The following is a 25,429-nucleotide window of genomic DNA, read 5'->3' as shown; positions in this document are numbered from 1 at the left end:
CAGGGCAACTGATCGAAACAGGATTCATGACCGGTAGTGAGGGTCGCTCAGCACAGCTCTCGCCCATGCTACTGCGCTGCGGGGGCTGGTGAGGACCGGTTTTGCGAGGTCGGCGAGCAAATCCGCCGCCGGCGCCATGCTTGCCTGGGCCAGCACGATCACGTCGGCGTCCACCGTACGGGCGTAGTCCGCGACCACCCGGGCGTACCCCTCGAGATCTCCCGCTTCGAACAGCGGCCACGCGTACAGACAGCGCGCCACCACCAACTCCGTCTCGGGGCGGGCGTAGGACTGCAGCAGCGCCAGTGTCGGCCCCACCGTCGACTCCATGGTGACGACCACGGCGATGCGGCGGCCGGCGGCGACCGCTGCGGCGGCCATCGGTTCGTCGGCTCGGAGGATCGGGACGCCTACCGACGGGGACAGGGACACGGCCAGGGCGCCCAGGGTGGAGCAGGTGCACACGATCACGTCCGCCGGAGTCAGAGCTTGCAGGCGGGCCAGCAAACGGTCGCGGACGTCGATACCAGCGCGGGCGTCGGTCAGGAGGGACTCGTCGACCAGGTGGCGGGCGTCGGGGGCGAGGGCGCCGAAGGTGGGGACGTGGGCTGGGGAGGTGTGGAGGAAGGCGATCATCGGGGGGCCAGGGGCAGGGTGAGGATCATGGTCAGGCCTCCTCCGGGCGTCTCGGACGGGGTCAGCCGGCCGCCCATCGATTCGGTCAGGCCGCGGGCCAGGGCGAGGCCCAGGCCGACGCCCGTGTGGTTGTCGCGGTCGCCGAGGCGCTGGAACGGCAGGAAGACGTCGTCCCAGCGGGCCGCCGGGATGCCCGGGCCGTGGTCGATGACGCGGAATTCCAGCATGGCGCCGGCGACGGTCGCGGTGACGGTGGGTGGGTGGCCGGGCGGGCTGTAGCGGAGGGCGTTGCCGACCAGGTTGACCAGGACGCGTTCGAGCAGGCCAGGGTCGGCGAGGAGGGCCGGGAGGTCGTCGGGGATGCGGGTGGTCACGGCGCGGCCGGGCGGGCCCAGCTCGTCGAGGGCGCCCGGGACGACCTCTTCGGCGCCGATCGGGAGGAGGGTCACGCCGAGGGCTCCGGCTTGCAGGCGGCTCATGTCGAGGAGGTTGATGACCAGCCGGTCGAGGCGGTCGAGGGACTCGGCGGCGGTGAGGAGGAGCTCGGCTCGATCCGTCTCGTCGAAGTGGACGTCGGGGCTGCGGAGGCTGGCTATGGACGCTTTGGCCGACGCGAGGGGCGTACGCAGATCATGGCTGACGGCCGCGAGCAGCGCGGTGCGCATGCGGTCCGCCTCGGCGGCGACCGCCAGTCGTTCCTGGCGCAGCGCGACCGTCATCTGGGCCGCGAACGCCTCGACGATGCGCCGCTCGGAGGCCGCCAGCTCCCGGCCTTGCAGGAGCAGAACGACGTCGTGGGACGAGAAGGACGCGGACTCGGCGGAGGGCGAGGGCGTCCCGACCGTCGCGACCACGTCGCCGTGCTGTGACAGCGTGACGGCTTCCAGCGCGAACGTCTCGCGGAGCTGGTCCATGAGCGCGAGCACCGGCCGGTCGCCGCGCAGGACCCCGCCGGCCACGGTGGCCAGGGTCTGCGCGGCGGCGCCCGCCTCGGCCGCCTGCCGGGTGCGCCGGGCGGCGGTGTCGACCACCCAGCTGACCGCGATCGCCACCACGACAAAGATGACCAGGGCCAGCAGGTTGTCGGGCTCGGCGATGAGGAAGCGGCCGTACGGCGGGGTGAAGAACCAGTTGAGCAGCAGCGACCCGCCGACGGCCGCGAGCAGCGCGGGCCCGAGGCCGCCGATCAGGGCGACCCCGACCACCAGGGCGAGGAACAGCAGGATGTCCGCGGTGAGCGAGAGCTCCCGGCTCCCCAGCGCTGCGGTCAGCGCCGGGAGGCCGAGAAGCACCGAGGCGAAGCCGGCCACGCGACGGCCGCGGGACAGTGCGGGCGCGCCGGGCGGCGCGATCACGAAGGCGGCCTGGGCCATGGTCAGCGCCGGTCGGGGAGCAGCCGCTCCTCGTGGTCGAGCTCCCGCTCCAAGGCGCGCAGGCTCTCGTCGGAGAGCCGGCCCGCGTCGCGCCAGCGCAGCAGCTCCTCGCGCTGGGCGTCGATCACCGAGCGGCGGACGCGCAGCGCGGCCTCGTACTGCGGGGAGACCGGCAGCTCGTCGGAGTCGGCCGCCTCGAGCAGGTCGAGTCGGCGGCGGTAGCGCTCAAGGCGTACCTGCATCTGCTTGCGCATGGAGTCGATGGCCGGGTCCTCGACGTGGTCGTGCTTCTCCTGCTGGATCTCGTCGAGCCGGTCGATCGCGGCCTGCGCCGAGGCGGTCCGGGCCTCGTTGCGCTCGCGGGCCTCGTCGGTCTCGTTGGCGCGCAGGCCGAGCATGCGGACCAGCGGGCCGAAGCTGATGCCCTGCAGCACGAGTGTCACCAGCACGACGACGAACGCGCAGAAGAGCAGCAGGTCCCGGTCGGGGAAGGGCGCCCCGGCGTCGGTGGTGAGCGGGATGGTGAAGACGGCGGCCAGCGTGATGACGCCACGCGTGCCGGACCAGCTCAGCGCGATGATCTCCTTGCCGTTGAGGGCGCGCTCCCGCTTGGGCGAGTCCTCGTCGGAGTCCATGTCGCCGCCCAGGCGGGCGTGCATGGCGGGCGGCAGGGTCTGCGTCACCCAGAGGAAGAGCGGCCGCAGCAGCAGCACCACGCCGACCGAGATCGCCACGGCGATCACGACGGTGCTGGTGCTGTACTCGCTCAGGCCCTCGATGACCAGGGGCAGCTGCTGACCGATGAGCAGGAAGACCAGGCCCTCGAGGAGGAAGTCGACGAGCCGCCAGACCGCGCTGACCTGCAGCCGGCTGGCCCCCGTGGCCAGGCGCGGGGTGTCGTGGCCGATGATCAGGCCGGCGACCACGACGGCCAGGACACCGGAGACGTGCACCTCTTCCGCGAGCACGTACGCGAGGAACGGGGTGGCCAGCGAGATCGCGTTGGCGATGATCGGGTCGTGCTGGATGCGCCGGGTGGCCCGGAAGGCGTAGGCGACGACCACGCCGGCCACCACCCCGCCCACCGCGACCAGGGCGAACTCGGCCAGGGCGCGGGGGAACGAGAACTCGCCGCTCGCCGCCGCCACGGCCACGCTGAGCAGGGTCAGCGCGGTCGCGTCGTTGAGCAGGCCCTCACCCTGGACCAGGGTGACGATCTTGCGGGGCAGGCCGACCTTCTTGCCGACGGCGAGCGCGGCCACCGGGTCGGGCGGGGCGACGGCGGCCCCGAGCGCGACCCCGGCCGCCATCGTGGCGCCCGCGACGAACCAGTCGAAGCCCGCGCCGATGATCAGCGCGGTGAGGATCACCAGGACCACGGAGAGGCTGATCACCGTACGCAGGTTGCGCCGGATGTCGATCAAGGAGGAGTCCAGCGCGGCGTTGTAGAGCAGCGGCGGCAGCACCAGGGTCAGCACGAGATGGGGATCCAGCTCGACGTTGGGCCCGGGCAGGACGGCGTAGAGGATGCCGAGGAGGGTCAGCAGGGCGGCAGCCGGCAGCCCGGTCCGCTCGGCGAACCAGCGGACGGCCACCACGACCGCGACCCCGGCAAGGATGAACAGCAACGTCGTCTCGACACTCACCCCTGTATTGTTCCGGACCCGGAGCGGTCCCGTGGGCGGCAAGGAACTCGATGAGATCAAGATCGGCAGTGTCGGCGCTCCTGGCGATCATGTTGTTGCTCACCGTGACGGGCGGTGTCGAGGACCGGAACGCTCCGGAGCAGCGCGCGGAAGCCCTGCTCAAGCGCATGACCGAGGCCGAGAAGGTCACCTTGCTGCACGGCGGCGCGGCCTGCGGGTACGTCGGGTGCGTCGACGGCATCGAGCGGCTCGGCATTCCCCCGCTGCACCTGCAGGATGGCCCGGCGGGGGTGGGCGGCGGCCTGACCGGCGTGACGCAACTGCCCGCCCCCGTGGCCGCGGCGGCCGCGTGGGATCCGGCGGTGATGCGCGCGTACGGGCAGGTCCTCGGGGCCGAGCACCGGGGCAAGGGCGCCGACGTGGTGCTCGCGCCGACGGTCAACATCGTCCGCGACCCGCGCTGGGGGCGGGCATTCGAGTCGCTGGGCGAGGACCCGTACCTGTCCGGGGTCGCCGCCGCGGCCGAGATCGGCGGCATCCGCTCCGCCGGGCCGATGGCGCAGGTCAAGCACTACGCCGTCTACAACCAGGAGACCGGCCGCAACACCCCGGCGAGCGACGCGACGATCGACGAGCGGACGCTGCGCGAGATCTACCTGCCGGCCTTCGCGGCGTCGGTCGCCGCGGGCGCCGAGTCGGTGATGTGCGCCTACAACCCGGTCAACGGGGTCTACCCGTGCGAGAACGCCGAGCTGCAGGAGCACATCCTCCGGGGCGAGCTGGGCTTCCGCGGCTTCATCACGTCCGACTGGGACGCGACGCACTCGTCGGCCCGGAACGGCCTCGACATGGAGATGCCGGCGTCCGAGTACTTCGGCGGTCTCGCCGGCCGGGACGTGGACGTGAGTGTCCGCCGCATCCTGACGGCCATGTTCCGCAACGGCATGTTCGACGCCGACCGGCCCGGCAGCCTCACGGCCCGGGTCACCACCGCGGCCCACGCGGTGGTCGCGCGCGAGGTGGCGGAACAGGGCAGCGTCCTGCTCAAAAACGATCAAAACCTGCTGCCCGTACGCGACGACGCCCGCGCGATCGCCGTCATAGGCAGCGCCGCCGGTACGGCCGTCCTGAGCCAGGGTGGCGGCAGCGCGCGCGTGGACCCCGAGTACGTCGTGTCCCCCTGCGAGGGCCTGCGCGAGCGCGCCGGCGACCGCGCCGAGGTCACCTGTCAACCGGGCGTGACCCGGGCCGACGGCGCCCTGCCGACCGTCCCCGGGCTCGGGCTGACGGGCGCGTTCTTCGCCGGGACCGGGCTCGCCGGGACACCGTTCGCCACCCGTACGGACGCCACCCTCGACGGCGACTGGCGCACCGGTGACCCCGGAACGGGCCGGCCGTCGCAGTGGTCCGCCCGCTGGACCGGTTACCTCACGCCGCCCGCCACCGGCACGTACACGTTCTCGCTCACGAACAGCGGCGGCGCCCGGCTGCGCATCGGCGACCGAACGCTCGTGGACAACGGCTGGGACAACCGGCCGCGCCGCACGGGTCTGGGCACGATCACGCTCACCGCCGGCGCACGGGTGCCGGTGACGGTCGAGTTCGCGCACTATGCCGGCAGTGCGGCGCTCACGCTCGGCTGGACGCTTCCGGGGCAGCGGCTGCACGACGACGCGGTGGCTGCCGCGCGTACGGCCGATCTGAGCGTCGTGGTCGTCGGCCGCGGCACCGCCGAGGGGGCGGACCTGCCGGACATCAGCCTCTCCCCCGCCGAGAACGCCCTGGTCCGCGACGTGGCGGCGGTCAACCCGAACACGGTCGTCGTCGTCAACAGCGGCTCGGCGGTGGCGCTGCCCTGGGCGGGCTCGGTCCGGGCGATCGTCGCCGCCTGGTACCCCGGCCAGGAGTACGGCCACGCCCTCGCCCGCCTGCTCTTCGGCGACACCGACTTCACCGGCCGCCTGCCCGTCACCTTCCCGCGCACGCTCGCCGACGTCCCCGCCGCGACGCCCGAGCAGTGGCCGGGCGGCGTCTACTCGGAGGGGCTCAAGGTCGGTTACCGCTGGTACGACGCCACGGGCAAGCAGCCGCTCTTCCCCTTCGGGCACGGCCTGTCCTACACGACGTTCAGCTATTCCGGCCTGCGCGTCTCCCGCGACAGCGCGACCGTCGAAATCACCAACACCGGCGTCCGGCCCGGCACCGAGACCCCTCAGGTGTACGTGAACCCGCCCCCCGCCACGGGCGAACCGCCGCAGGCCCTGGCCGGCTTCACCAAAGTGACCCTGGCCCCGGGCGAGTCCCGCCGGGTCACGATCCCCCTGAACCCCGGCGCCTTCGAGCAGTGGACATCCGGCCGCTGGCAGTCGGCGCCGGGCTCGTACGGCATCGCCGTCGGCGCCTCCTCCCGCGACATCCGCTTGCGAGCATCAGTCGACGGGTCCTGAGATGAGCAGCGCAGCGTCGGCATCACCGGCCTGGGCTGCGCGCTCGTACCAGCTTCTGGCCTCGTCGACGTCCCCTCGCCGATGCGCCAGTACGCCGAGGTTGTACATGGCTTGAGCGTCGCCGACAGCAGCCGCCCGCTGCCACCACCGCTTCGCCGTTGCCGGCCGGTCGGCCTCGAAGTGAACATTGGCCAGGTTGACCATGGCCTGCGCGTCGCCCAGCTCGGCAGCCTGCTGCCACCACCTCATGGCGTCATCGTGACGTCCCTGCCGGTAGAACAACTGCCCCAGATTGAACCTCGGCTCCACCGCCTGCTCGTCAGCCGTCGCGGCCCGCAGCCACCAGGTCGCAGCCGTCTCGTCCCGGCCCTCGGCGTTGTGCAGGACGCCGAGACTATGCGCGGCACGGAGGTTGCCGGCCTCGAAGGCGCTGGTCAACCAGGTTGCCGCCTCGTCGTAGCGCTGCTCGTGCAGGCAGATCAAACCGAGATTGTGCATGGCCTCAGCGCTTCCGGCCGCAGCCCCTTGCCGGTACCAGAACGTCGACTCCTCCTTCTCGTCCCGGGCGGCCAGCAGGAAGGCCAAGTTGTGCATGGCCGAAGCCTCCCCGGCCTCCGCCGCCCGCCGATACCAGAGCTCCGCCTTTTCCTGGTCGCCTTTCCTGCCGTACAGCAAAGCCAGATTGTGCATCCCGCCCGCGCTTCCGGCTTCCGCCGCGCGCAGCCACCACCGCTCGGCCTCCTCAGCACTCCCCCGCTGGAACTCGATGAGTCCGATGTTCATCATCGCGGCGCCGTCACCTCCTTCGGCCAGCGGCAGCACCGCGTCGAACGCCGCGGTCAGCTGTCCGGAGAAGAAGGCCGCTCCGGCGATGTCGGCGCGCTCGTCCGCCGTGGCCATGCCAAGCAGCGCATCCCATACCTGAGGCGGAATCTCGGTCCGGCCGCGCGGCCCCTCACCGCTTTCGGCCCGGTCGACCAGATAGTCAGAGGCGAGATAGCAGTCGCCGGCCCGGGGCTGAAGGCAAGAACTCGCTCCCAACACCGGCTGGGCGGCCCATTGCAACCCCTCTGCGACCGAGGGTAGGTCCGCTCTGCCCCGCAAAGCCGGGTTCAGGTAATGCTCCCCCAGCCGCCCAAGCAAGTCGCCACCCACGGGAGAGTGGTAGCCCGCTCGGCGGCAGTCCACGGCAGCACTGATCAGCGCCTGACCGACGTCAGCGATCCGGTCGCCGTCGTCCTGCCAGCGCCGCACCATGGCTGGGCCGGCGGCCAGATACTCGGCGAAGCCGGAGGAGGCAGCTGCCGCGGCGGCGACCCGATCGTCGGCGGCAGCGTCGACGGCCGCGGCTTCCACCTCGGTGAGATACTGCTTCACCAGTACCCGACGCCGGCCGGTGATGCGTTGCAGCACATCGACGGCAGCCCGGACGGGTCCGCCCCGCTCGAACTCGTCGCGGATGCTCGCGGCGCGATCGAACCGAGCGAGCTCCTCGCCGCGGATCGTGGCGACAACCGTGATGTCCGCCCGGCCGCGTGGGCACAGCCGGTCGAGGACATTCTGATCGATCCCGCCCGCGACGAGATAGCGCTCGACGTCGTCCAGCCATACCACCGTGTCGCGCAGCTCGTATCCCGCATCGACGAGGGCCCGCAGAGCCTGTCCGGACACCGGCGCCAGCAGCTGATGCCCGCCACGCAGGCGCCGGACGGTCTCGGCGGCACTGCGGGTCTTGCCTGATGCCGCCCGGCCGTGTACGAGAACGACCCCACCGGCTGCGACAGCCCACTCCAAGTCACTGTCATGGGCGCGAGCCAGGTAGGCAGGTATTTCATCGGCTCCGCCGGAGGATTGAATGGCCGGCTTGACTCCCAACGCCGAGTCCGAGAGCTCACTCACCGATGGCAACCGGCCGTTCTCGAGATGCAGAGCGCAGCGCTCCAACGGTGTGGTGGCCGACATTTCCGCAGCAGCAGCCGGTGCGGCGCCGGGAAAAATGAAGGTGCGCAGCAGACCGATGATCGTGATCAGGCCTGACACGATGCTCATCCACTGATCAGCGTTACTGCGCCCCTCCTTGATGAGGAAGGAGACGACGACTCCCAGCGCGCCGAGAATGGTGATTGTTCCCCAGACCGGCCGCACGCGCATGGCCCCATTGTGGCAACACCTGTGCCCTAACGGGAAAGCAGCGCCGCGGCCGCGCGCCGGGCCTCGTGTGCGGGGCCCGGGCCGCCGTGGATGCCGGCGGTCACCATCGCGCCCTCGGCCAGCAGCAGGAGTTGCGGGGCGAGCTCGGCGGGCCGGTGCGCGTCGGCCACCCAGCCGGCCAGCTGCTCGGCGAAGCGCCGCTTGTGCCCGCGCACCTGGGCCAGCACGGCCGGCGAGGTGGAGCCCAGCTCGCCGAACACATTGATCCACGCGCAGCCCCGGAAGTCCGGCTCGGCGAACCACTCGGCCAGCCAGTCGAAGACGGCCAGCAGCCGCTCGTCCCGGTCACCGACCCGGGTCACGAAGTCGGCGAGGCGCTGCCGCCAGCGCCCGTCCCGCCGCTCGAGGACCGCTTCGACCAGGGCTTCCTTGCCGGGGAAGAGCGCGTAGAGCCGCTTGAGGGACACCCCGGACAGCTCGCGGACGTCGTCCATGCCGACGGCGTGCACGCCGCGCGCGTAGATCAGCTGCTCGGCGGCGTCCAGGGCCCGGTCGCGGGCTTCGTTGACGGGGAGAACCACGGTTCTCTACTCTACCGGAGAACCGTGGTTCTCTTCGTGCCGGAGGTTGTCATGCGCCCACCCGTGCCCCCGTTCACCGCCGAGACGGCCGCCGCCAAGGTGCAGGCCGCCGAGGACGCCTGGAACACGTGCGATCCCGAGCGGGTGGCCCTCGCCTACACCGAGGACTCGGTCTGGCGGAACAGGGACACCTTCGTCACCGGCCGCGCCGAGATCGTCCGGTTCCTCACGGCGAAATGGCAACGCGAGCACGCGTACGCGCTGCGCAAGTCGCTCTGGTCCTTCACCGCCGACCGCATCGCCGTCCGCTTCCAGTACGAGTGCCACGACGACGCGGGCCAGTGGTGGCGCAGCTTCGGCAACGAGCTGTGGGAGTTCGACGACCAGGGGCTCATGCGGCGCCGGGAGGCGAGCATCAACGACCTGCGCATCACCGAGGGCGAACGCACCATCGTCGGCCCGCGCGCCCCCGGCGACCGCACCGAACTCCCGCTGCGGCCGGGCGGGGCCTAGGCCCCCCAGCCCGCCTGCTGTCCACCGACGCGGTCGGCGACGATCTTCTCCTGGTAACCGCTGCGCTTGTAGGCGGCGACCGGGTCGGGGTCCAGGCCCGCGTCGGCCCGGACCTCGGCCAGCAACGGGCGCACGTCGGTGTTGTACGCGTCCATCAGCACGGCGTTCGCCTCGAGGACGTCGCCGTCGCTCTGCGCCTTGCCGAGGGCGTCCCGGTCGACCAGCAGCGCCTTGGCCGTGGCCTCCTGGATGTTGAGGACCGAGCGGATGATCGCGGGGATCTTCGCCTCGATGTTGTGGCACTGGTCGAGCATGAAGTTGATCCCGTACGCCGGGTCGAGCGCGCCGCCGCGGACGATCTCGTACATGATCCGGAACAGCTGGAACGGGTCGGCGGCCCCGGCCATGAGGTCGTCGTCGGCGTAGAAGCGGCTGTTGAAGTCGAACGCGCCGAGCTTCTTCTGGCGCAGGAGGAAGGCGACGATGAACTCGATGTTCGTGCCCGGGGCGTGGTGCCCCGTGTCGATGCACACCGTGGCCTTCTCGCCCAGCTCGAGGCAGTGGGCGTAGGACGTACCCCAGTCGGGGATGTCCGTGGCGTAGAAGGCCGGCTCGAAGAGCTTGTACTCCAGCAGGATGCGCTGGTTGTCGCCCAGGCGGTCGTACGTCTCGCGCAGCGCCGCCGCGAGCCGGTCCTGCCGGCTGGTCAGGTCGTCCTGGCCGGGGTAGTTGATGCCGTCGGAGAACCAGAGCTTGAGGTCGCGCGACCCGGTCCGGTCCATGATGTCGACGGCCTCGAGCAGGTGGTCCGTGGCCTTGCGGCGCACGCCGGGGTCGGGGTTGGTGACCGACCCCAGCTTGTAGTCGTCGTCCTGGAAGACGTTGGTGTTGATGGCCCCGATGCCGACGCCCTGATCGGCCGCGTAGGACGCCAGGGCGGAGTAGTCGTCCACCTTGTCCCAGGGGATGTGCAGGGCGACGGTCGGGGCGACGCCGGTGAACCGGTGCACGACGGCCGCGTCGGCGATCTTCTCCTCCGGGGTGCGCGGGACACCCGGCTGGGCGAAGACCTTGAAGCGGGTACCCGAGTTCCCGAAGGCCCACGACGGGGTCTCGATCCGCTGCGCGGCGAGCGCGCGCTTGACGGCGGCCAGGTCGGTCATCAGACTCACTTACCTTCTAGGTGAAAAACTTCGGTGAGCAGGGGAAAGCCTTCCTCGGGCGTGGTGCCGGCGAAGAACGGGGCCATCTCGGCCTGCCAGCGCGCGTTCACGTCGGTGGCGTTCATCGCCGCCTCGGAGGCGGCCAGGTCGTCGGCCTCGACATAGCCGATCAGCAGCCCGTCCTCGCGCAGGAAGAGCGTGTAGTTGCGCCAGCCGGTGGCCCGGAGTGCGTCCTGCATCTCGGGCCACACGGCCTGGTGCCGCTCCTTGTACTCCGCGATCCGGTCCGGCCGGACCTGGAGCTGGAAGCAGTAACGAGGCATCGATCAGAAGTTGAACTGGTCGATGTTCTCGGCGGTGAACTCGGTCGGCGGGCCGAGCACGATCTCGCCGTCGGCGCCGATGGTGTAGTCACCGAGCTTGCCGGCGGTGAACTTCTGCCCCTCGGCGCTGGTGATCTTGCCGGAGGCGAGGGCGGCACCCGCGTACGCGGCGAGGAAGCCGATGTCGGCCGGGTTCCACAGCGCGAACTTCTTGACCGTGCCGTCCTTCACGTACTCGCGCATCTGGTTCGGCAGGCCGAGACCGGTGATGGCGACCTTGCCCTTGTAGTTGGAGGAGCTGACGTAGCGCGACGCCGCCGCGATGCCCACGGTGGTCGGGGAGACGATCACCTTGAGGTTCGGGTACGACTGGAGCAGCCCCTGGGCCTCCTGGAACGACTTCTGGTCGTCGTCGTTGCCGTAGACCGTCTTGACCAGCTTCAGCTTGCTGTTCTCCGGCTTGGCCAGTTCGGACTTCATCACCTCGATCCAGGCGTTCTGGTTCGTGGCGTTCGGGGTGGCCGAGAGGATCGCGATCTCGCCCTCGCCGCCGGCCAGCTCGTTGGCCATCTTGGCCAGGCTCTCGCCGATGCCCTGCGTGGTGGCCTGGTTGATGAAGGCGTCGCGGCACTCCTGGGCGGAGTCCGAGTCGAAGGTGACGACCTTGATGCCGGCCTGCCGGGCCTGGTTGAGCGACGGGCAGACCGCGTTCGGGTCGTTGGCCGCCACCACGATGACGTCCTGCTGCTGCTGGATCAGCGTGTTGATGTAGCTGACCTGCGACGAGGCGGACGCGTCGTTCGGGCCGACCTTCTTGTACTCGCCCTTGAGCTCCTTGACCGCGGCCTCGCCGCCGGAGGTCTCGACGTCCGAGTACGGGTTGTTGAGCTGCTTGGGCAGGAAGGCGATCTTGAGGCCCTCCTTGATGGCGGCGTTGGGGTCGGCCGACGCGGCGCCGGCCCCGGCCGGGCCGCCGCCCGAGGACTCGTTGCTGTCCTTGGTGGTGCCGCCGCAGGCGGTCAAGCCCAGGACCAGGAGTGACGCGGTCGCGGCGGTCAGTAGCCGATGGTGGGTGCGAATCATCGAGGGCTCCTGTTTAAGGGGGGTTTCGAAAGATCAGGCAGCGGCCTGGCGGAGTCTCCGCCGGTGCCACGTGGTGCGGAGGGAGGTGACGATGTTGGGCAGCAGCACCGAGAGCACGAGCAACGCCCCGGTGACGATGTTGAGGGCCTGACCGGAGACGTCCTGCAGGCGCAGGGCGTTCTGGAGGACGGCCAGCAGGACCACCCCGGCGAGTACGCCCGGCAGGCTGCCCTTGCCGCCGAAGATCGAGACGCCGCCGAGCAGCACGGCCGCCACGACCGCCAGCTCGAGACCCGAGCCGTTGTCGGCGCGGGCGCTCGAGTAGCGCAGAGTCCAGAGCACACCCACCAGCCCGGCCACGGCACCGCTGGCCACGTACAGCCAGAATTTGGTCCGTTCCACCCGGATGCCGGCGAAGTGGGCCGCCTTGTCGTTGGCGCCCATCGCGTAGAGCGCGCGGCCGACCGGGGTCGCGTGCAGGACGATGCCGAAGACGATCGCGAGCGGGATCAGCAGGAGCAGGACGTTCGGGATCGAGCCGCCGCCGATCGTGCCGGTGACCCACCCGGTGTAGTCGAAGGGGAAGTCGGCCACCGCGCCGTCGCCCAGGACCACCAGGGCGAGACCGCGATAGAGGGCCAGCGTGCCGATCGTCACGGCGAGCGACGGCAGGCCGAGCCGGGTGACCAGGAAGCCGTTGAAGGCGCCGAGCACCGCGCCGATGACGATGCAGAGCGGGATGATCATCTCGATGCTGAGGCCGTTGTTCCAGAACCAGCCCATCAGCGCGCTGGTGAAGCCGAGCGTGCTCGCCACCGACAGGTCGATCTCGCCGGTGACGATGATGAGCGTCATCGGCAGGGCGATGAGCAGGATCGGCATCAGGTCGAGCACGAGGAAGGTGTAGTTGCGGCTGGTGCCGAAGTTGGGCACGGCCAGCGACGCGACCACCAGGGCCAGCACCGTGAGGACGATGATGATGCCGTCCCAGCTCGCCAGCTTGCCGAGCTCGCCCCGGCGGATCCCCCTCGGGGCTGCGGTGTCAGACATGCGAGTCCCTCTTCCTCAGGGCACGGGCGATGCGGACGGCGACCACCCGGTCGGCGCAGATCGCGAGGATGATCAGCGCGCCGACGATGGCCTGCTGCCAGAACTGGTTGATGGAGAGCACCGTGAGGGCGCTGCCGATGACCGTCAGCAGCAGGGCCCCGAGGCCGGCACCCCAGACCGTGCCGCTGCCGCCGGAGATCGCGACGCCGCCGACGACCACCGCGGCGACGACGTTCAGCTCGTAGCCGTTGCCGGCCGAGGCGTCGATCGTGCCGAAGCGGGCGGCGAAGAGGACGCCCGCGAGGCCGGCCAGGGCGCCGCTGACGATGAACGCGCCGATGAGGTTGCGGCTCACCTTGATGCCGGCGAGCTCCGCGGCGTCCGGGCTCGAGCCCATCGCGTAGAGCTCGCGGCCGGCGCGGTAGTTGCGCATCACCACGGTGACGCCGAGGACGACGACGATCGCGACGAGCACCGGCCACGGGATGCCGAGGACCGAGTCGTTGGCGAAGGAGAGGAAGTGTTTCGGCAGCTCGCTCGCGGTGACCTGGTCACCCCCGGCCCACGAGTACGCGACCCCGCGCCAGATGTACATCGTGCCGAGCGTGACCACGAGCGCCGGGACCTTGCCGTAGCGGACCAGCACACCGTTGAGCGCTCCGGCCGCCGCGCCGACGGCCAGCCCGATGAGCAGGGCGACCACCATCGGGACGCCGGGGTTGGCCTGCAGGAGCGTGGCGACCGCGTACGCGCTGAGGCCGAGCACCGAGCCCACCGAGAGGTCGATGTTGCGGGTGATCACCACGACCGCCTGCCCGGCCGCCATGACCGCGAGGATCGCGGTGTTCAGCAGGATGTCGCGGATGCTCTGCGCCGACAGGAAGCGCGGGTTGTTCGCGGCGGTGTAGACGACCAGCGCGATCAGGGCGATGACGATGCCCAGCTCGCGGGTCTTCACCAGCCCGCCGAAGGCTCTTCTGGCCGGCGAGGCCGAGGGGGTGGCGATGGCGGCCATCACTTCGTTTCCTGTCCCATGGCGGCGTACATGACGGTCTCCTCGGTGGCCTCGGCCCGGGTGAGCTCGGCGGCGACGTGCCCCTCGCGCAGCACGACGATGCGGTCTGCCATGCCGAGCACCTCGGGCAGCTCGGAGGAGACCATGACGACGGCGAGCCCGCGAGCCGCCAGGGACGACAGCAGCCGGTGCACCTCCGCCTTGGTGCCGACGTCGATGCCACGGGTGGGCTCGTCGACGATCAGCAGCTTGGGGCCGGTCGCCAGCCACTTGGCCAGCACCACCTTCTGCTGGTTGCCGCCGGAGAGCGTGCCCACCGGGTCGGTCAGCCGGCCGAACTTGGTCTGCAGCTGCTTCGTCCACTCCTGCGCCTCGCTGCGCTCCCGGCCGCCGAAGAGCAGGCCGAGGCGGGACAGCGCGCGGGAGCGGGGCAGGTTGACGTTGCGCTCGATGGAGAGCTCCATGACCAGGCCCTGCTGGCGCCGGTCCTCGGGGACCAGGCCCATGCCGGCGGTCATGGCGGCGCGCGGGTCGCCGCCCTTGAGCTTCTTGCCGAGGAAGCGGACGGTGCCGGTGTCGTACTTGTCGACCCCGAAGACGGCCTGCATCACCTCGGAGCGCCCGGCGCCGACCAGCCCGGCCAGCGCGACGATCTCGCCCGCCCGGACCGTGAAGCTGATGTCGCGGAAGACGCCCTCGCGGCCGAGACCCTCGACCTCGAGCACGACGTCGCCGATCTCCGCCTCCTGCTTGGGGTAGAGCGCGCTGAGGTCGCGGCCGACCATGCGCCGGATCATGTCGTCGACGCTGAGATCCTCGACCGGCTCGGTGCAGACGTGCTTGCCGTCGCGCATGATCGTGACGCGCTGGCAGAGCGCGGTGATCTCCTCGAACCGGTGCGAGATGAACATGATCGCGGCGCCCTCGTCGCGCAGCGCCCGGGTGACCGCGAAGAGCCGGTCGACCTCCACGCCGCTCAGCGCCGCCGTGGGCTCGTCCATGATGAGCACGCGGGCCTGGCTGGAGAGCGCCTTGGCGATCTCGACGAGCTGCTGGTCCGCGATGGACAGCCCGCGGGCCGGCCGGTCCGGGTCGATCCGCACCCCGAGCCGGACGAAGAGCCGCTCGGCGGTGGCGCGCATCGCCTTGCGGTCGATCTGGCGCAGCTTGGTCAGCGGCTGGTTGCCCATGGCGATGTTCTCCGCGACCGAGAGGTCGGGGAAGAGCGTGGGCTCCTGGTAGATCACGGCGATCCCGGCGGCCTTGGCGTCGGCCGGGCCGGTGAACTCGGCCGGGGTGCCGTCGACCACGAGCGTGCCGGTGTCGGGGCGGTGCACCCCGGCCAGCATCTTGACGATGGTCGACTTGCCGGCGCCGTTCTCGCCGACGAGGGCATGGGCCTCACCGGCGTGCAGCGGGAAGCTGACGCCCTGGACAGCGGCCACGGCCCCGAACGATTTGCTCACGTCGCGGACCTCGAGCAATGCGCTCACGGCCACCTCCGGATCGAGTGTTTGAAATGTTTCAGGCGCCGTGTGACGAAGGTAGGTGGCCCCGATCACACATGTCAAGCATTAGATGGAAACCTTGTGGAAACATGGTCCGGGCTGGAGCATCCGGTGCCGTACCATGTCGCTTCAACGTTTCAAAAACCGCGAGGGAGGCCGCGTGGCCATCGGCAGAAGCCCGTCGGTCAAGGACGTCGCCGCCGCGGCCGGGGTCTCCCTGGGGACGGTCTCCAACGTGATGAACCGGCCCGAGGTCGTCAGCCCGGCCACCCGCGACCGGGTCGAGCGGGCGATGGCCGAGCTGGGCTTCGTCCGCAACGAGTCCGCCCGGCAGCTGCGCGCCGGCACCAGCCGCACGCTCGCCTACGTGATGCTCGACGGCAGCAACCCGTTCTTCCACGACGTCGCGCAGGGCATCGAGCTCGCGGCCGAGGACGCCGACCTGGCCCTGTTCATCTGCAACAGCAACGCCCGCGCCGACCGCGAGGCGCTGCACCTCGACCGGCTCATGCAGCAACGGGTCCAGGGCGTGCTCATCACCCCGGTCGACCCGGAGTCGGCGCACCTGGCCGACGTGGCCCGGCGCGGCATCCCGATCGTGCTGGTCGACCGGGTCGCGCCGGGCGAGTTCTGCTCGGTCGCGGTGGACGACGTCCTCGGCGGCCGGATCGCCGTGGAGCACCTGGTCGAGCAGGGGCACGAGCGGGTCGCCGTGATCGGCGGGCCGGAGTCGCTGGGCCAGATGCGCGAGCGGCTCGAGGGCGCCCGGCAGTTCTGGGCCGAGCAGGGCCTGCCGCCGGAGGACCTGACGTTCATGCCCACCGCCGCGATGACCGTGGCCGAGGGCCGCTCGGCGGGTGAGCGCCTGGCGGGCATCCCGGCCCGGCGGCGGCCGACGGCGGCGTTCTGCGCCAACGACCTGCTCGCGCTCGGGCTGCTGCAGCAGGCGATCGGGGCCGGCCTGCGGATCCCGGACGACCTGGCGATCGTGGGCTTCGACGACATCGAGTTCGCCGCGGCGGCCGCCGTGCCGCTGACCTCGGTGCGCCAGCCGCGGCAGGAGCTGGGCAAGGCCGCCGCGCAGCTGGTGCTGGAGGAGGCCGCCGCGGCGACCCACCGGCACCGGCAGCTGACCTTCACGCCCGAGCTGGTGGCGCGCGCCTCCACCCGCAGCCACTGAGGCGCTTTCTCCGTCGGGCTATTGACCGGGGCATGACGACCGCCGTAACCTGCCTGCAATCTATGAAACGTTTCACGGCTCCTCTTTAGGGATGGTCATGGCGAACCCCGTAGTCAGCGATCTCCTCGGCCGCAGCAACCGCCTCGGCGCCGACCCCCGCACCACGAACTACGCCGGCGGCAACACGTCGGCCAAGGGCACGGAGACCGACCCCGTCACCGGCGCGCCCACCGAGCTGGTCTGGGTCAAGGGCTCGGGCGGCGACCTGGGCACTCTCAAGGAGGCCGGGCTCGCGGTGCTCCGGCTCGACCGGCTGCGTGCGCTGACCGGCGTCTACCCGGGCGTCGAGCGCGAGGACGAGATGGTCGCCGCGTTCGACTACTGCCTGCACGGCCGGGGCGGCGCCGCACCGAGCATCGACACCGCCATGCACGGGCTGGTCGAGGCGCCGCACGTCGATCACCTGCACCCCGACGCCGGCATCGCCCTCGCGACCGCCGCCGACGGCCCCGCGCTGACCAAGGAGATCTTCGGCGACAAGGTGCTGTGGGTGCCGTGGCGCCGGCCCGGCTTCCAGCTCGGCCTCGACATCGCCGCCGTGCAGCGCGCCAACCCGCAGGCCATCGGCGTGATCCTGGGGGGACACGGCATCACCGCCTGGGGCGCGACCAGCGAGGAGTGCGAGGCGCGCTCGCTGGAGATCATCAACACCGCGGCGGCGTACCTGAAGGAGCACGGCCGTCCCGAGCCCTTCGGCCCGCTGGTCCACGAGCCCCTGGCCGCCGCCGAGCGCCGGGAGCGGGCCGCGGCGCTCTTCCCGGTCCTCCGCGGGCTGGCGTCGACCGACCGGCCCCAGGTCGGCCACTACACCGACACCGACACGGTGCTCGACTTCGTCGGCCGGGCCCGGATGCCCGAGCTCGCGGCGCTGGGTACGTCGTGTCCCGACCACTTCCTGCGGACGAAGGTGAAGCCGCTCGTCGTCGACACCGCGCCCGACGCGCCGCTGGAGGAGGTCGAGGCCCGGCTGAAGGAGCTGCACGCCGCCTACCGCGACGACTACCGCGGCTACTACGAGCGGAACGCGACCCCCGACAGCCCGGCCATCCGCGGCGCCGACCCGGCCATCGTGCTGGTCCCCGGCGTGGGCATGTTCAGCTTCGGCGCCAACAAGCAGACCGCCCGGGTCGCCGGCGAGTTCTACGTCAACGCCATCAACGTCATGCACGGCGCCGAGGCCGTCTCGACCTACTCCCCCATCGACGAGGCGGAGAAGTTCCGCATCGAGTACTGGGCCCTGGAGGAGGCGAAGCTGCAGCGCATGCCGAAGCCGAAGCCCCTCGCCACCCGCATCGCTCTGGTCACCGGCGGCGGCTCGGGCATCGGCAAGGCCATCGCGCTCCGGCTCGCCGCCGAGGGCGCCTGCGTGGTGGTCGCCGACCGGGACCTCGACTCCGCGACCGCCGTCGCCCAGGAGATCGGCGGCCCGGACGTCGCCGTCGCCGTCCGCGCCGACGTCACCAGCGAGGCCGCCGTCGTGGCCGCGGTCAAGGACGCCGTGCTCGCCTTCGGCGGCGTGGACCTGATCGTCAACAACGCCGGCCTGTCCCTCTCCAAGCCGCTGCTGGAGACCACCGAGGCCGACTGGGACCTGCAGCACGACGTCATGGCCAAGGGCTCCTTCCTCGTGTCGAAGGCAGCCGCGGCCGTCCTCGTCAAGCAGGGCCTGGGCGGCGACATCGTCTACATCTCCAGCAAGAACTCCTTGTTCGCCGGCCCCAACAACGTCGCCTACAGCGCCGCGAAGGCCGACCAGGCCCACCAGGTGCGCCTGCTGGCGGCGGAGCTCGGCGCCCACGGCGTACGCGTCAATGGCATCAACCCCGACGGCGTCGTGCGGGGCTCAGGCATCTTCGCGGGCGGCTGGGGCGCGAAGCGGGCCGCCGTCTACGGGGTCCCGGAGGAGAAGCTGGGCGAGTACTACGCGCAGCGCACGCTCCTCAAGCGTGAGGTCCTGCCGGAGCACGTGGCGAACGCGGTCTTCGTCCTCACCGGCGGCGAGCTGTCCCACACCACCGGCCTGCACATCCCCGTGGACGCGGGCGTCGCGGCCGCGTTCCTCCGGTGACTGCTTTCGCCGCGGTCGACCTCGGCGCGTCCAGCGGGCGCGTCATGGTCGGCCGCGCGGGGCCCGGCGAGCTGACGCTGACCGAGGCGCACCGCTTCGCCAACGAGCCGGTACGCGTCGGCGGCACCCTGCACTGGGACATCCTCGCCCTCTATCGCGGGGTCCTCGAGGGGCTGCGCCGGGCGGGACCGGTCGACGCGATCGGCATCGACTCGTGGGCCGTGGACTACGGGTTGCTGGACGAGAGCGGCGCCCTGCTCGGCAACCCGATCCACTACCGCGACGCCCGCACCGACGGTGTGGCCGCCAAAGTTTCCTCCGTCGTGCCGGACTTGTACGCCCGGACCGGCCTGCAGAAGCTGCCTTTCAACACGATCTATCAGCTCGTGGCCGCCGCGGGCACACCTCAGCTCGCGGCGGCCCGCCAGCTCCTCCTGATCCCCGACCTGCTCGCCTATTGGCTGACCGGGGTGGCCGGCGCCGAGTTCACCAACGCGTCCACAACGCAGCTGCTCGACGTGCGCACGGGCGAGTGGGCCACCGATCTGGCGCACCGAGTCGGCATAAATCCGGCGCTGCTCCCGCCGCTGCGCGCGCCCGGCGACCGCATCGGCCCGGTCCTGCCCAGCATCGGCGTGGGAACCCCGGACGTCATCGCGGTCGGCTCGCACGACACCGCCTCCGCCGTCGTGGGCGTGCCGGCTGCCAGTGATCGGTTCGCCTACATCTCGTGCGGCACGTGGTCGCTGGTCGGCGTCGAGCTGGACGCGCCCGTGCTCACCGAGGCGTCCCGGATCGCCAACTTCACCAACGAGGGCGGCGTCGACGGCAAGGTCCGCTATCTGCGCAACGTGATGGGGCTGTGGCCGCTGCAGGAGTGTCTGCGCGAGTGGGGCAACCCCGACATCGGCGCGCTGCTCGCCGAGGCGGCGCGGTTGTCCACAGGCCCGGTGGTCGACCTCGACGATCCGGTCTATCTTCCCCCCGGGGGGATGGAGGGGCGGCTCACGGGACGAATCGGGCGGCAACTTTCGCGAGCCGGGCTTGTCCGGTGCATCGTGGACAGTCTCGCCCTGGCGCACAAAAGGGCGGTCGAGCAGGCGCAGGAGCTGTCCGGCACGCACGTCGACGCGGTGCACATCGTCGGCGGCGGCGCGCGCAACGAGCTGCTGTGCCAGCTGACCGCGGATGCGTGCGGGCTGCCCGTGCTGGCCGGCCCGGTCGAGGCCACGGCGATCGGCAATGTGCTGGTGCAGGCGCGGGCGGCGGGTGTGATCAGTGGCGACCTGCGGGCGCTGCGCGGGCTCATCAGCCAGACTCAGCCCATCAAGCGGTACGAGCCCCAGGGAGGTTGACGTGCGGATCGCCCTGTTCGTCACCTGTCTGGCCGACACGCTCTTTCCGGCGGCCGCCAAGGCCACGGTCCAGTTGCTCGAGCGGCTGGGCCACGAGGTGGTCTTCCCGCCGGAGCAGACCTGTTGCGGTCAGATGCACGTCAACACCGGCTATCAGAAGGCGGCGCTCCCGCTGGTCCGGCGGCACGTACGCACCTTCGAGGACCACGACGTGATCGTGGCGCCCTCGGGGTCGTGCGTCGGCTCGATCCGGCACCAGCACGCCATGGTCGCCCGGGGTGCGGGGGACCACGGCCTCGAGCGAGCGGCGCAAGCGGTCGGCGAGAGAACCTACGAGCTCTCCGAGCTGCTCGTCGACGTGCTCAAGATCGAGGACGTCGGGGCGTACTACCCGCACCGGGTCACCTATCACCCGACCTGTCACTCGCTGCGGATGATCCGGGTCGGCGACAAGCCGCTGCGGCTGCTGCGCAACGTCCGGGGCATCGACCTGGTCGATCTGCCCGCGGCGGAGCAATGCTGCGGGTTCGGGGGCACCTTCGCGCTCAAGAACGCGGACACGTCGACCGCGATGCTGGCCGACAAGATGCAGCACATCAAGGACACGGGAGCCGAGGTCTGCACGGCCGGCGACGCGTCCTGTCTCATGCACATCGGCGGCGGGCTGAACCGGCTCGACGCGGGGGTACGCACGGTGCACCTGGCCGAGATCCTGGCCGCGACGGAGGAATCATGAGCACCTTCCTCGGCATGCCGGCCACCTCGCCGCCCGGGGTGGGGAACCTGCGCGGGGACGAGCCGTTCCCGAAGGCCGCGCGCAAGGCCCTCGCGAACAGTCAGCTGCGCCGCAATCTCGGGCACGCCACGGGCACGATCCGCCGCAAGTCGGGCGCCGTCATCAGCGAGCTGCCCGACTGGCAGGAGCTGCGCGCAGCCGGCTCGGCGCTCAAGGCCGCCACGATGGCCCGGCTGCCCGAGCTGCTCGAGCAGCTGGAGGAGAAGGTCACCGCGGCGGGCGGGGTGGTGCACTGGGCCGCCGACGCCGCCGAGGCGAACCGGATCGTCACCGGCCTGGTCCGGGCGACCGGCCAGGAGCGGGTCATCAAGGTCAAGTCGATGGCGACCCAGGAGATCGGGCTCAACGAGGCTCTGGAGGAGGCGGGCATCGCGGCCGTCGAGACCGACCTCGCCGAGCTGATCGTGCAGCTGGGCCACGACAAGCCGAGCCACATCCTGGTGCCCGCGATCCACCGCAACCGCGCCGAGATCCGGGAGATCTTCCTGCGCGAGATGCCCGGCGTCGACCCGGCGCTCACCGACGACCCGGCCACGCTGGCCGCGGCGGCCCGGCGCTACCTGCGCGAGACGTTCCTGAGCACCAAGGTGGCCGTCTCGGGCGCGAACTTCGCCGTGGCGGAGACCGGCACGCTGGCCGTACTCGAATCCGAGGGCAACGGCCGGATGTGTCTCACCCTGCCGGAAACCCTCATCACCGTGATGGGCATCGAGAAGCTCGTGCCGACCTGGCAGGACCTCGAAGTCTTCCTGCAGCTGCTGCCGCGGGCGTCGACCGGCGAGCGGATGAACCCGTACACCTCTATGTGGACCGGGGTCACGCCCGGCGACGGGCCGCAGGAGTTCCACCTCGTGCTGCTCGACAACGGCCGGACCGCGGTGCTGGCCGACGAGGTGGGACGGCAGGCGCTGCACTGCATCCGCTGCTCGGCGTGTCTCAACGTCTGCCCGGTGTACGAGCGGACGGGCGGCCACGCGTACGGGTCCGTCTATCCGGGGCCGATCGGGGCGGTGCTGTCGCCGCAGCTCACCGGGGTCGAGGACAATGCCTCCCTCCCGTACGCGTCGTCGCTGTGCGGGGCGTGCTTCGACGCCTGCCCCGTGAAGATCGACATCCCGTCCATCCTCGTGCACCTGCGCAACGAGGTCCCGCATCCGCGCGCCGAGAAGGCGGCGATGGCGGCCGCCGCGTACACGATGGACCACCCGGCGCTCTACACCCGCGCGCAGCATGCCGCGAAGCTGTCGAAACACGCGAAGAAGCTGCCCCCGCCCTTGAACGGCTGGACGGCGTCGCGGGACCTGCCGGAGCCGCCGCCCGAGACCTTCCGCGACTGGTGGGCCAAGCGATGAGCAGCAAAGATCTGATCCTGAGCCGGGTCCGTGCGGCCCTCGGCCAGCAAGCAAGCGCCGAGCCGGTGCCGAGGGACTACCGGTCGGCCGGCAGCCTGGAGCCCGATGTGGAGATGCTCGTCGACCGGCTGGTGGACTACAAGGCCGTCGTGCATCGCGAGCAGGATGTCGCGGCTGTCGCCGCCCGTCTGCAGCCCGGACGACTCGTCGTCCCGCCGGGCATCGACCGCTCGTGGCTCCCGCCCGGCGTCACCCTGGCCGAGGACGAGTTCACCGCCGACGCCGTCCTGACCGCCGCCACCGTGGCCGTCGCGGAGACCGGCACGATCGTGCTGGACGGCTCACCCGACCAGGGCCACCGGCGGCTGTCGCTGCTGCCCGACCTGCACATCTGCGTCGTGCGGACGGATCAGGTCGTCGCATCGGTGCCGGACGCCCTGACCCGGCTCGACGCTACGCGCCCGCTGACGTGGATCAGCGGGCCGTCGGCGACCAGCGACATCGAGCTCAACCGGGTCGAGGGCGTCCACGGCCCCCGGAATCTGCACGTCGTCCTGCTGGACTAGTGCCTAGTCGCACGTCCAGGCGACCGGCCGGGTCTCGGCGACCGGGCGGTCGGTGCCGCGGACGTACTCGTTGCCGATCACGGTCGTGCCGTCGTCGCTGATGCTCAGCGGGGCGAAGTCGCTGGTCGCGGTGTCGACCACCAGCGCCCGGGCGGTGCCGCCGGACAGGACGAAGTACGAGGACGTCTCCGAGTGGTCGGCGAGCACGGCGCCGTCGGCCGCCACCGCGATCGGCCGGGAGAACGGGGCGGGCAGGGTCTCGTACTCCTCGGTCGTGACGTTGTAGCGGAACCCGTCGCGCCCGTCGACGCCCACGACCCAGCCGTTGCGGAGGCCCGCCACGAACCTCGCGTCCGGGCCCGGCAGCACCGGCAGCACCCGGATGTCGCCGCCGGGCAGCCAGACCGTCAGCTCGTCGGAGGCCCCGGTCATGCCGGCGATGGTGCCGTCGTCGTCGAGGGCCGCCGGGACGCTGTCCGCGGGCAGGCCCGGCGTCGTCTTGGCGCCGTCGGTCCAGAGAACCGGCCCGGCGCCGTCCTGGAGCCCCACGATGTCACCGTCGTCCGTGATCGCCGCGGCGGAGCCGGTCCAGAGCCGGGTCAACTTCCCGTCCAGGTACGCGTACACGCCGTTGTTCAGCGTCGCCACGAACTCGCCCCTGCCGTTGATCGCGTACTGGGCGTTGATGTCGGCCGGCACCGCCACCTCCACGACCTTCTCGCCGTCCCGCCACACGACGGCCTTGCCGGTCTTCCCCTCCAGCACATAGCGGCCGGTGTGGTCGACGGCGGAGACAGCACCGCTCGGTCCGGGCAGCCGCGACCTCGTGCAGTTCGGGCCGGCCGGAGCGTCGGGGAGGGCAAAACCCGCGGGCGCCGAAGCGCTCGGCCAGACGTCACCAGGCTGGGGCAGGGAGGCGTTCCGGATCGCGACCGTGGCGCCGCTGGCCAGGGCCACCGCCGCGACCGCGGCCAGCACACTGTTGCCGATGACGCGGACGTGCCGGCGCCGGGTGCCCACGCGGACGATCTCGTCGACGTCCAGCCGCTGCGCGCCGCCGGGCTCGCCCGCCAGCGGGCCGAGGAGCTGCCTGGCCTCGCTGTCGTCCATGGCGTTCATCGGGCTCCCTTCAAAGTGAGGTGCGGCGTGGAGGTGCCAAGGATCTTGCGTAGCGCGGTCAGGCCGTGACTGGTCTGGGACTTGACCGTGCCCTCGGTGCAGCCGAGCTGCTGCGCGACGTCCGCGACGCTCAAATCGCACAGGTAGCGCAGCACCAGCACGGCCTGCTGACCCGGGGCGAGCCGGGACAGCGCCGCGCGCAGGACCTCCCGGTCCTCGACGCCGGCGCCGGGCGCGGGCGGGTCGATCGGGGCCGCGCCGAACAGCCGGACCTTCCACCAGCCCCGCCGCCGCTCGTTGATGAACGTGCGGACGAGGATCCGCTGCACGTACGCGTCGACGTTGTCCGCCTGCGAGACCTGCCGCCACCGCGAGTAGACGGTGGTCAGGGTCTCCTGCACCAGGTCGTCGGCCTGGTGCGTGTCCCCGCACAACAGGTACGCCGACCGTCTCAGCGATGCCGCCCGCCCGCGTACGTAGGCAAGGAACTCTTGGTGCCTACCATCACTTGTCACGAACCACCGACGCGATCCAAGGCGGAAAGGTTGTGCCCCATCGCCGGAAATTCGGGCACGTTCCCTTGTGGAACTGGAACGATCGGGGCGATACCGCCATGATCCTCGCGTGAGAAAAACTTCATCGTTCCTGGTCTCTGCCGTCGTGGCCCTCGCGGCGTCGTTCGCGGCCGCGGCCCCGGCGAGCGCGGCGGTCGCCCCGGGCGACTATGTCGCGATCGGCGACTCGTACGCCTCCGGGGTCGGCGACCTGACGACGCCCTACCTGCCCGAGAGCGGCGCCTGCAAGCGGAGCCCGAACAGCTACCCGCGTACGTTCGCCAAGAACCACCCGACGCTCACTCTGCAGGACGTGACCTGCAGCGGCGCGACGGTCGCCGACGTGCGCGCCAACCAGCTGGGCGCCCTCAGCGGCAAGACCACGCTGGTCACGATCACCGTCGGCGGCAACGACGTCGGCTTCGAGTCGATGGCGAACAACTGCCTGCTCGGCACCGACCAGGCGTGCCAGGACGCGACGAACCTCGGGGCGTACTACGCGCGGACGAAGCTGACCGAGGACCTGACCGCCCTCTACACCGACGTGCGGCAGCGGGCCCCGAAGGCGCAGATCTACGTGCTCGGCTACCCCCGGCTCGTCGCGCAGGGGACGGGCAGCTGCGGCGCCGTCACGCTCAATGACTTCCGGCGCCAGCAGATGCTGCACGCCAACGACCACCTCGTCGCCGGCATCAAGGACGCGGTCGACCGTACGGGCGTGAACTTCGTGGAGATGCGCCTCCCGTTCGAGGGTCACGAGGCCTGCGGCCCCGACTCGTGGATCAACGGCGTCGACCCCAGCCACGTCTCGGAGATCTTCCACCCCACGAACACCGGGCACCGCGCCTTCGCCTTCATGCTGGAGCTGGAGCGCGGCATCCGCTGAGCGG

Annotated in this window: 21 protein-coding genes and 1 pseudogene; 9 read left to right on the top strand and 13 right to left on the bottom strand. The window is 71.2% G+C overall.

The annotated features are described in order from the left end of the window. Positions 1–24: 24 nt before the first annotated feature. The 3 genes and pseudogenes from RAN62_RS18510 to RAN62_RS18500 form a co-directional block, all read right to left on the bottom strand. Entirely contained in the window at positions 25–636 is a 612-nt protein-coding gene (locus tag RAN62_RS18510) for an aspartate/glutamate racemase family protein (RefSeq protein WP_305785931.1), read from the bottom strand. After that, positions 633–1,967 (bottom strand): annotated as a pseudogene (locus RAN62_RS18505) (sensor histidine kinase); the annotation flags it as partial. The gene RAN62_RS18510 and the pseudogene RAN62_RS18505, both read right to left, overlap by 4 nt. Positions 1,968–2,011: 44 nt before the next feature. Then, positions 2,012–3,655: a Na+/H+ antiporter gene (locus RAN62_RS18500; RefSeq protein WP_305785930.1), complete on the bottom strand. Its 1,644-nt coding sequence runs from the start codon at positions 3,653–3,655 to the stop codon at positions 2,012–2,014. Between the two features lie 68 nt (positions 3,656–3,723). On the opposite strand from RAN62_RS18500, the gene RAN62_RS18495 reads away from it, so the two are divergent. Then, positions 3,724–6,102 carry a beta-glucosidase gene (locus RAN62_RS18495; protein WP_305785929.1) on the top strand — a complete coding sequence of 793 codons (2,379 nt, stop codon included), beginning with the start codon at positions 3,724–3,726 and terminating at the stop codon, positions 6,100–6,102. Here the strand turns inward: RAN62_RS18495 and RAN62_RS18490 are convergent. Both RAN62_RS18490 and RAN62_RS18485 read right to left on the bottom strand, forming a co-directional pair. Next, positions 6,085–8,253: an SEL1-like repeat protein gene (locus RAN62_RS18490; RefSeq protein WP_305785928.1), complete on the bottom strand. Its 2,169-nt coding sequence runs from the start codon at positions 8,251–8,253 to the stop codon at positions 6,085–6,087. The genes RAN62_RS18495 and RAN62_RS18490 overlap by 18 nt on opposite strands. A 26-nt stretch (positions 8,254–8,279) precedes the next feature. Next, positions 8,280–8,834, bottom strand: a complete 555-nt coding sequence (locus tag RAN62_RS18485; protein WP_305785927.1) for a TetR/AcrR family transcriptional regulator — start codon at positions 8,832–8,834, stop codon at positions 8,280–8,282. A gap of 24 nt (positions 8,835–8,858) precedes the next feature. Here RAN62_RS18485 and RAN62_RS18480 point away from each other — a divergent pair, with 24 nt between their 5' ends. Beyond that, on the top strand, positions 8,859–9,347 hold the full coding sequence (locus tag RAN62_RS18480; RefSeq protein ID WP_305785926.1) for a nuclear transport factor 2 family protein: 489 nt from the start codon (positions 8,859–8,861) through the stop codon (positions 9,345–9,347). On the opposite strand, the gene rhaI is transcribed toward RAN62_RS18480, so the two are convergent. The 6 genes from rhaI to RAN62_RS18450 are packed head-to-tail and all read right to left on the bottom strand — an operon-like array spanning position 9,344 to position 15,474. Continuing rightward, positions 9,344–10,510, bottom strand: coding sequence for an L-rhamnose isomerase (gene rhaI / locus RAN62_RS18475; RefSeq protein ID WP_305785925.1), 1,167 nt, complete (start codon positions 10,508–10,510; stop codon positions 9,344–9,346). The genes RAN62_RS18480 and rhaI overlap by 4 nt on opposite strands. Positions 10,511–10,515: 5 nt before the next feature. Next, entirely contained in the window at positions 10,516–10,833 is a 318-nt protein-coding gene (locus RAN62_RS18470) for an L-rhamnose mutarotase (RefSeq protein ID WP_305785924.1), read from the bottom strand. Positions 10,834–10,836: 3 nt separating this feature from the next. Continuing rightward, positions 10,837–11,916, bottom strand: coding sequence for a rhamnose ABC transporter substrate-binding protein (gene rhaS, locus RAN62_RS18465; protein WP_305785923.1), 1,080 nt, complete (start codon positions 11,914–11,916; stop codon positions 10,837–10,839). Positions 11,917–11,949: 33 nt separating this feature from the next. After that, a complete protein-coding gene (locus tag RAN62_RS18460; protein ID WP_305785922.1) occupies positions 11,950–12,966 on the bottom strand; it encodes an ABC transporter permease in 1,017 nt (338 codons plus the stop codon). Further along, positions 12,959–13,981 carry an ABC transporter permease gene (locus RAN62_RS18455; protein ID WP_305785921.1) on the bottom strand — a complete coding sequence of 341 codons (1,023 nt, stop codon included), beginning with the start codon at positions 13,979–13,981 and terminating at the stop codon, positions 12,959–12,961. Before RAN62_RS18455 ends, RAN62_RS18460 begins: the two co-directional genes overlap by 8 nt. Next, entirely contained in the window at positions 13,981–15,474 is a 1,494-nt protein-coding gene (locus tag RAN62_RS18450) for a sugar ABC transporter ATP-binding protein (RefSeq protein ID WP_305785920.1), read from the bottom strand. Before RAN62_RS18450 ends, RAN62_RS18455 begins: the two co-directional genes overlap by 1 nt. Positions 15,475–15,649: 175 nt before the next feature. Between RAN62_RS18450 and RAN62_RS18445 the strand changes: the two genes are divergently transcribed. The 6 genes from RAN62_RS18445 to RAN62_RS18420 all read left to right on the top strand — a co-directional run bounded on the left by RAN62_RS18445 (position 15,650) and on the right by RAN62_RS18420 (position 22,866). Next, positions 15,650–16,669: a LacI family DNA-binding transcriptional regulator gene (locus RAN62_RS18445; RefSeq protein WP_305785919.1), complete on the top strand. Its 1,020-nt coding sequence runs from the start codon at positions 15,650–15,652 to the stop codon at positions 16,667–16,669. A gap of 97 nt (positions 16,670–16,766) precedes the next feature. Then, positions 16,767–18,797: a bifunctional aldolase/short-chain dehydrogenase gene (locus tag RAN62_RS18440; RefSeq protein ID WP_305785918.1), complete on the top strand. Its 2,031-nt coding sequence runs from the start codon at positions 16,767–16,769 to the stop codon at positions 18,795–18,797. Beyond that, positions 18,794–20,152 carry a rhamnulokinase gene (locus RAN62_RS18435; protein ID WP_305785917.1) on the top strand — a complete coding sequence of 453 codons (1,359 nt, stop codon included), beginning with the start codon at positions 18,794–18,796 and terminating at the stop codon, positions 20,150–20,152. The genes RAN62_RS18440 and RAN62_RS18435 overlap by 4 nt, the downstream gene beginning before the upstream one ends. 1 nt (position 20,153) lies before the next feature. Beyond that, on the top strand, positions 20,154–20,888 hold the full coding sequence (locus RAN62_RS18430; protein ID WP_305785916.1) for a (Fe-S)-binding protein: 735 nt from the start codon (positions 20,154–20,156) through the stop codon (positions 20,886–20,888). Further along, entirely contained in the window at positions 20,885–22,300 is a 1,416-nt protein-coding gene (locus tag RAN62_RS18425) for a LutB/LldF family L-lactate oxidation iron-sulfur protein (protein WP_305785915.1), read from the top strand. Before RAN62_RS18430 ends, RAN62_RS18425 begins: the two co-directional genes overlap by 4 nt. Then, a complete protein-coding gene (locus RAN62_RS18420; protein ID WP_305785914.1) occupies positions 22,297–22,866 on the top strand; it encodes a LutC/YkgG family protein in 570 nt (189 codons plus the stop codon). Before RAN62_RS18425 ends, RAN62_RS18420 begins: the two co-directional genes overlap by 4 nt. A gap of 3 nt (positions 22,867–22,869) precedes the next feature. On the opposite strand, the gene RAN62_RS18415 is transcribed toward RAN62_RS18420, so the two are convergent. Beyond that, positions 22,870–23,985, bottom strand: a complete 1,116-nt coding sequence (locus tag RAN62_RS18415; RefSeq protein ID WP_305785913.1) for a hypothetical protein — start codon at positions 23,983–23,985, stop codon at positions 22,870–22,872. Next, positions 23,982–24,500 carry a SigE family RNA polymerase sigma factor gene (locus RAN62_RS18410; protein ID WP_305785912.1) on the bottom strand — a complete coding sequence of 173 codons (519 nt, stop codon included), beginning with the start codon at positions 24,498–24,500 and terminating at the stop codon, positions 23,982–23,984. Before RAN62_RS18410 ends, RAN62_RS18415 begins: the two co-directional genes overlap by 4 nt. A gap of 109 nt (positions 24,501–24,609) precedes the next feature. On the opposite strand from RAN62_RS18410, the gene RAN62_RS18405 reads away from it, so the two are divergent. Further along, positions 24,610–25,425, top strand: coding sequence for an SGNH/GDSL hydrolase family protein (locus RAN62_RS18405; RefSeq protein WP_305785911.1), 816 nt, complete (start codon positions 24,610–24,612; stop codon positions 25,423–25,425). Positions 25,426–25,429 lie beyond the last annotated feature (4 nt).

It is taken from the genome of Symbioplanes lichenis (genome assembly GCF_030709675.1).
Lineage (GTDB): Bacteria > Actinomycetota > Actinomycetes > Mycobacteriales > Micromonosporaceae > Actinoplanes > Actinoplanes lichenis.
Note: the sequence above shows the minus strand (reverse complement) of the source record. Positions and strands in the feature narration are given on the sequence as shown.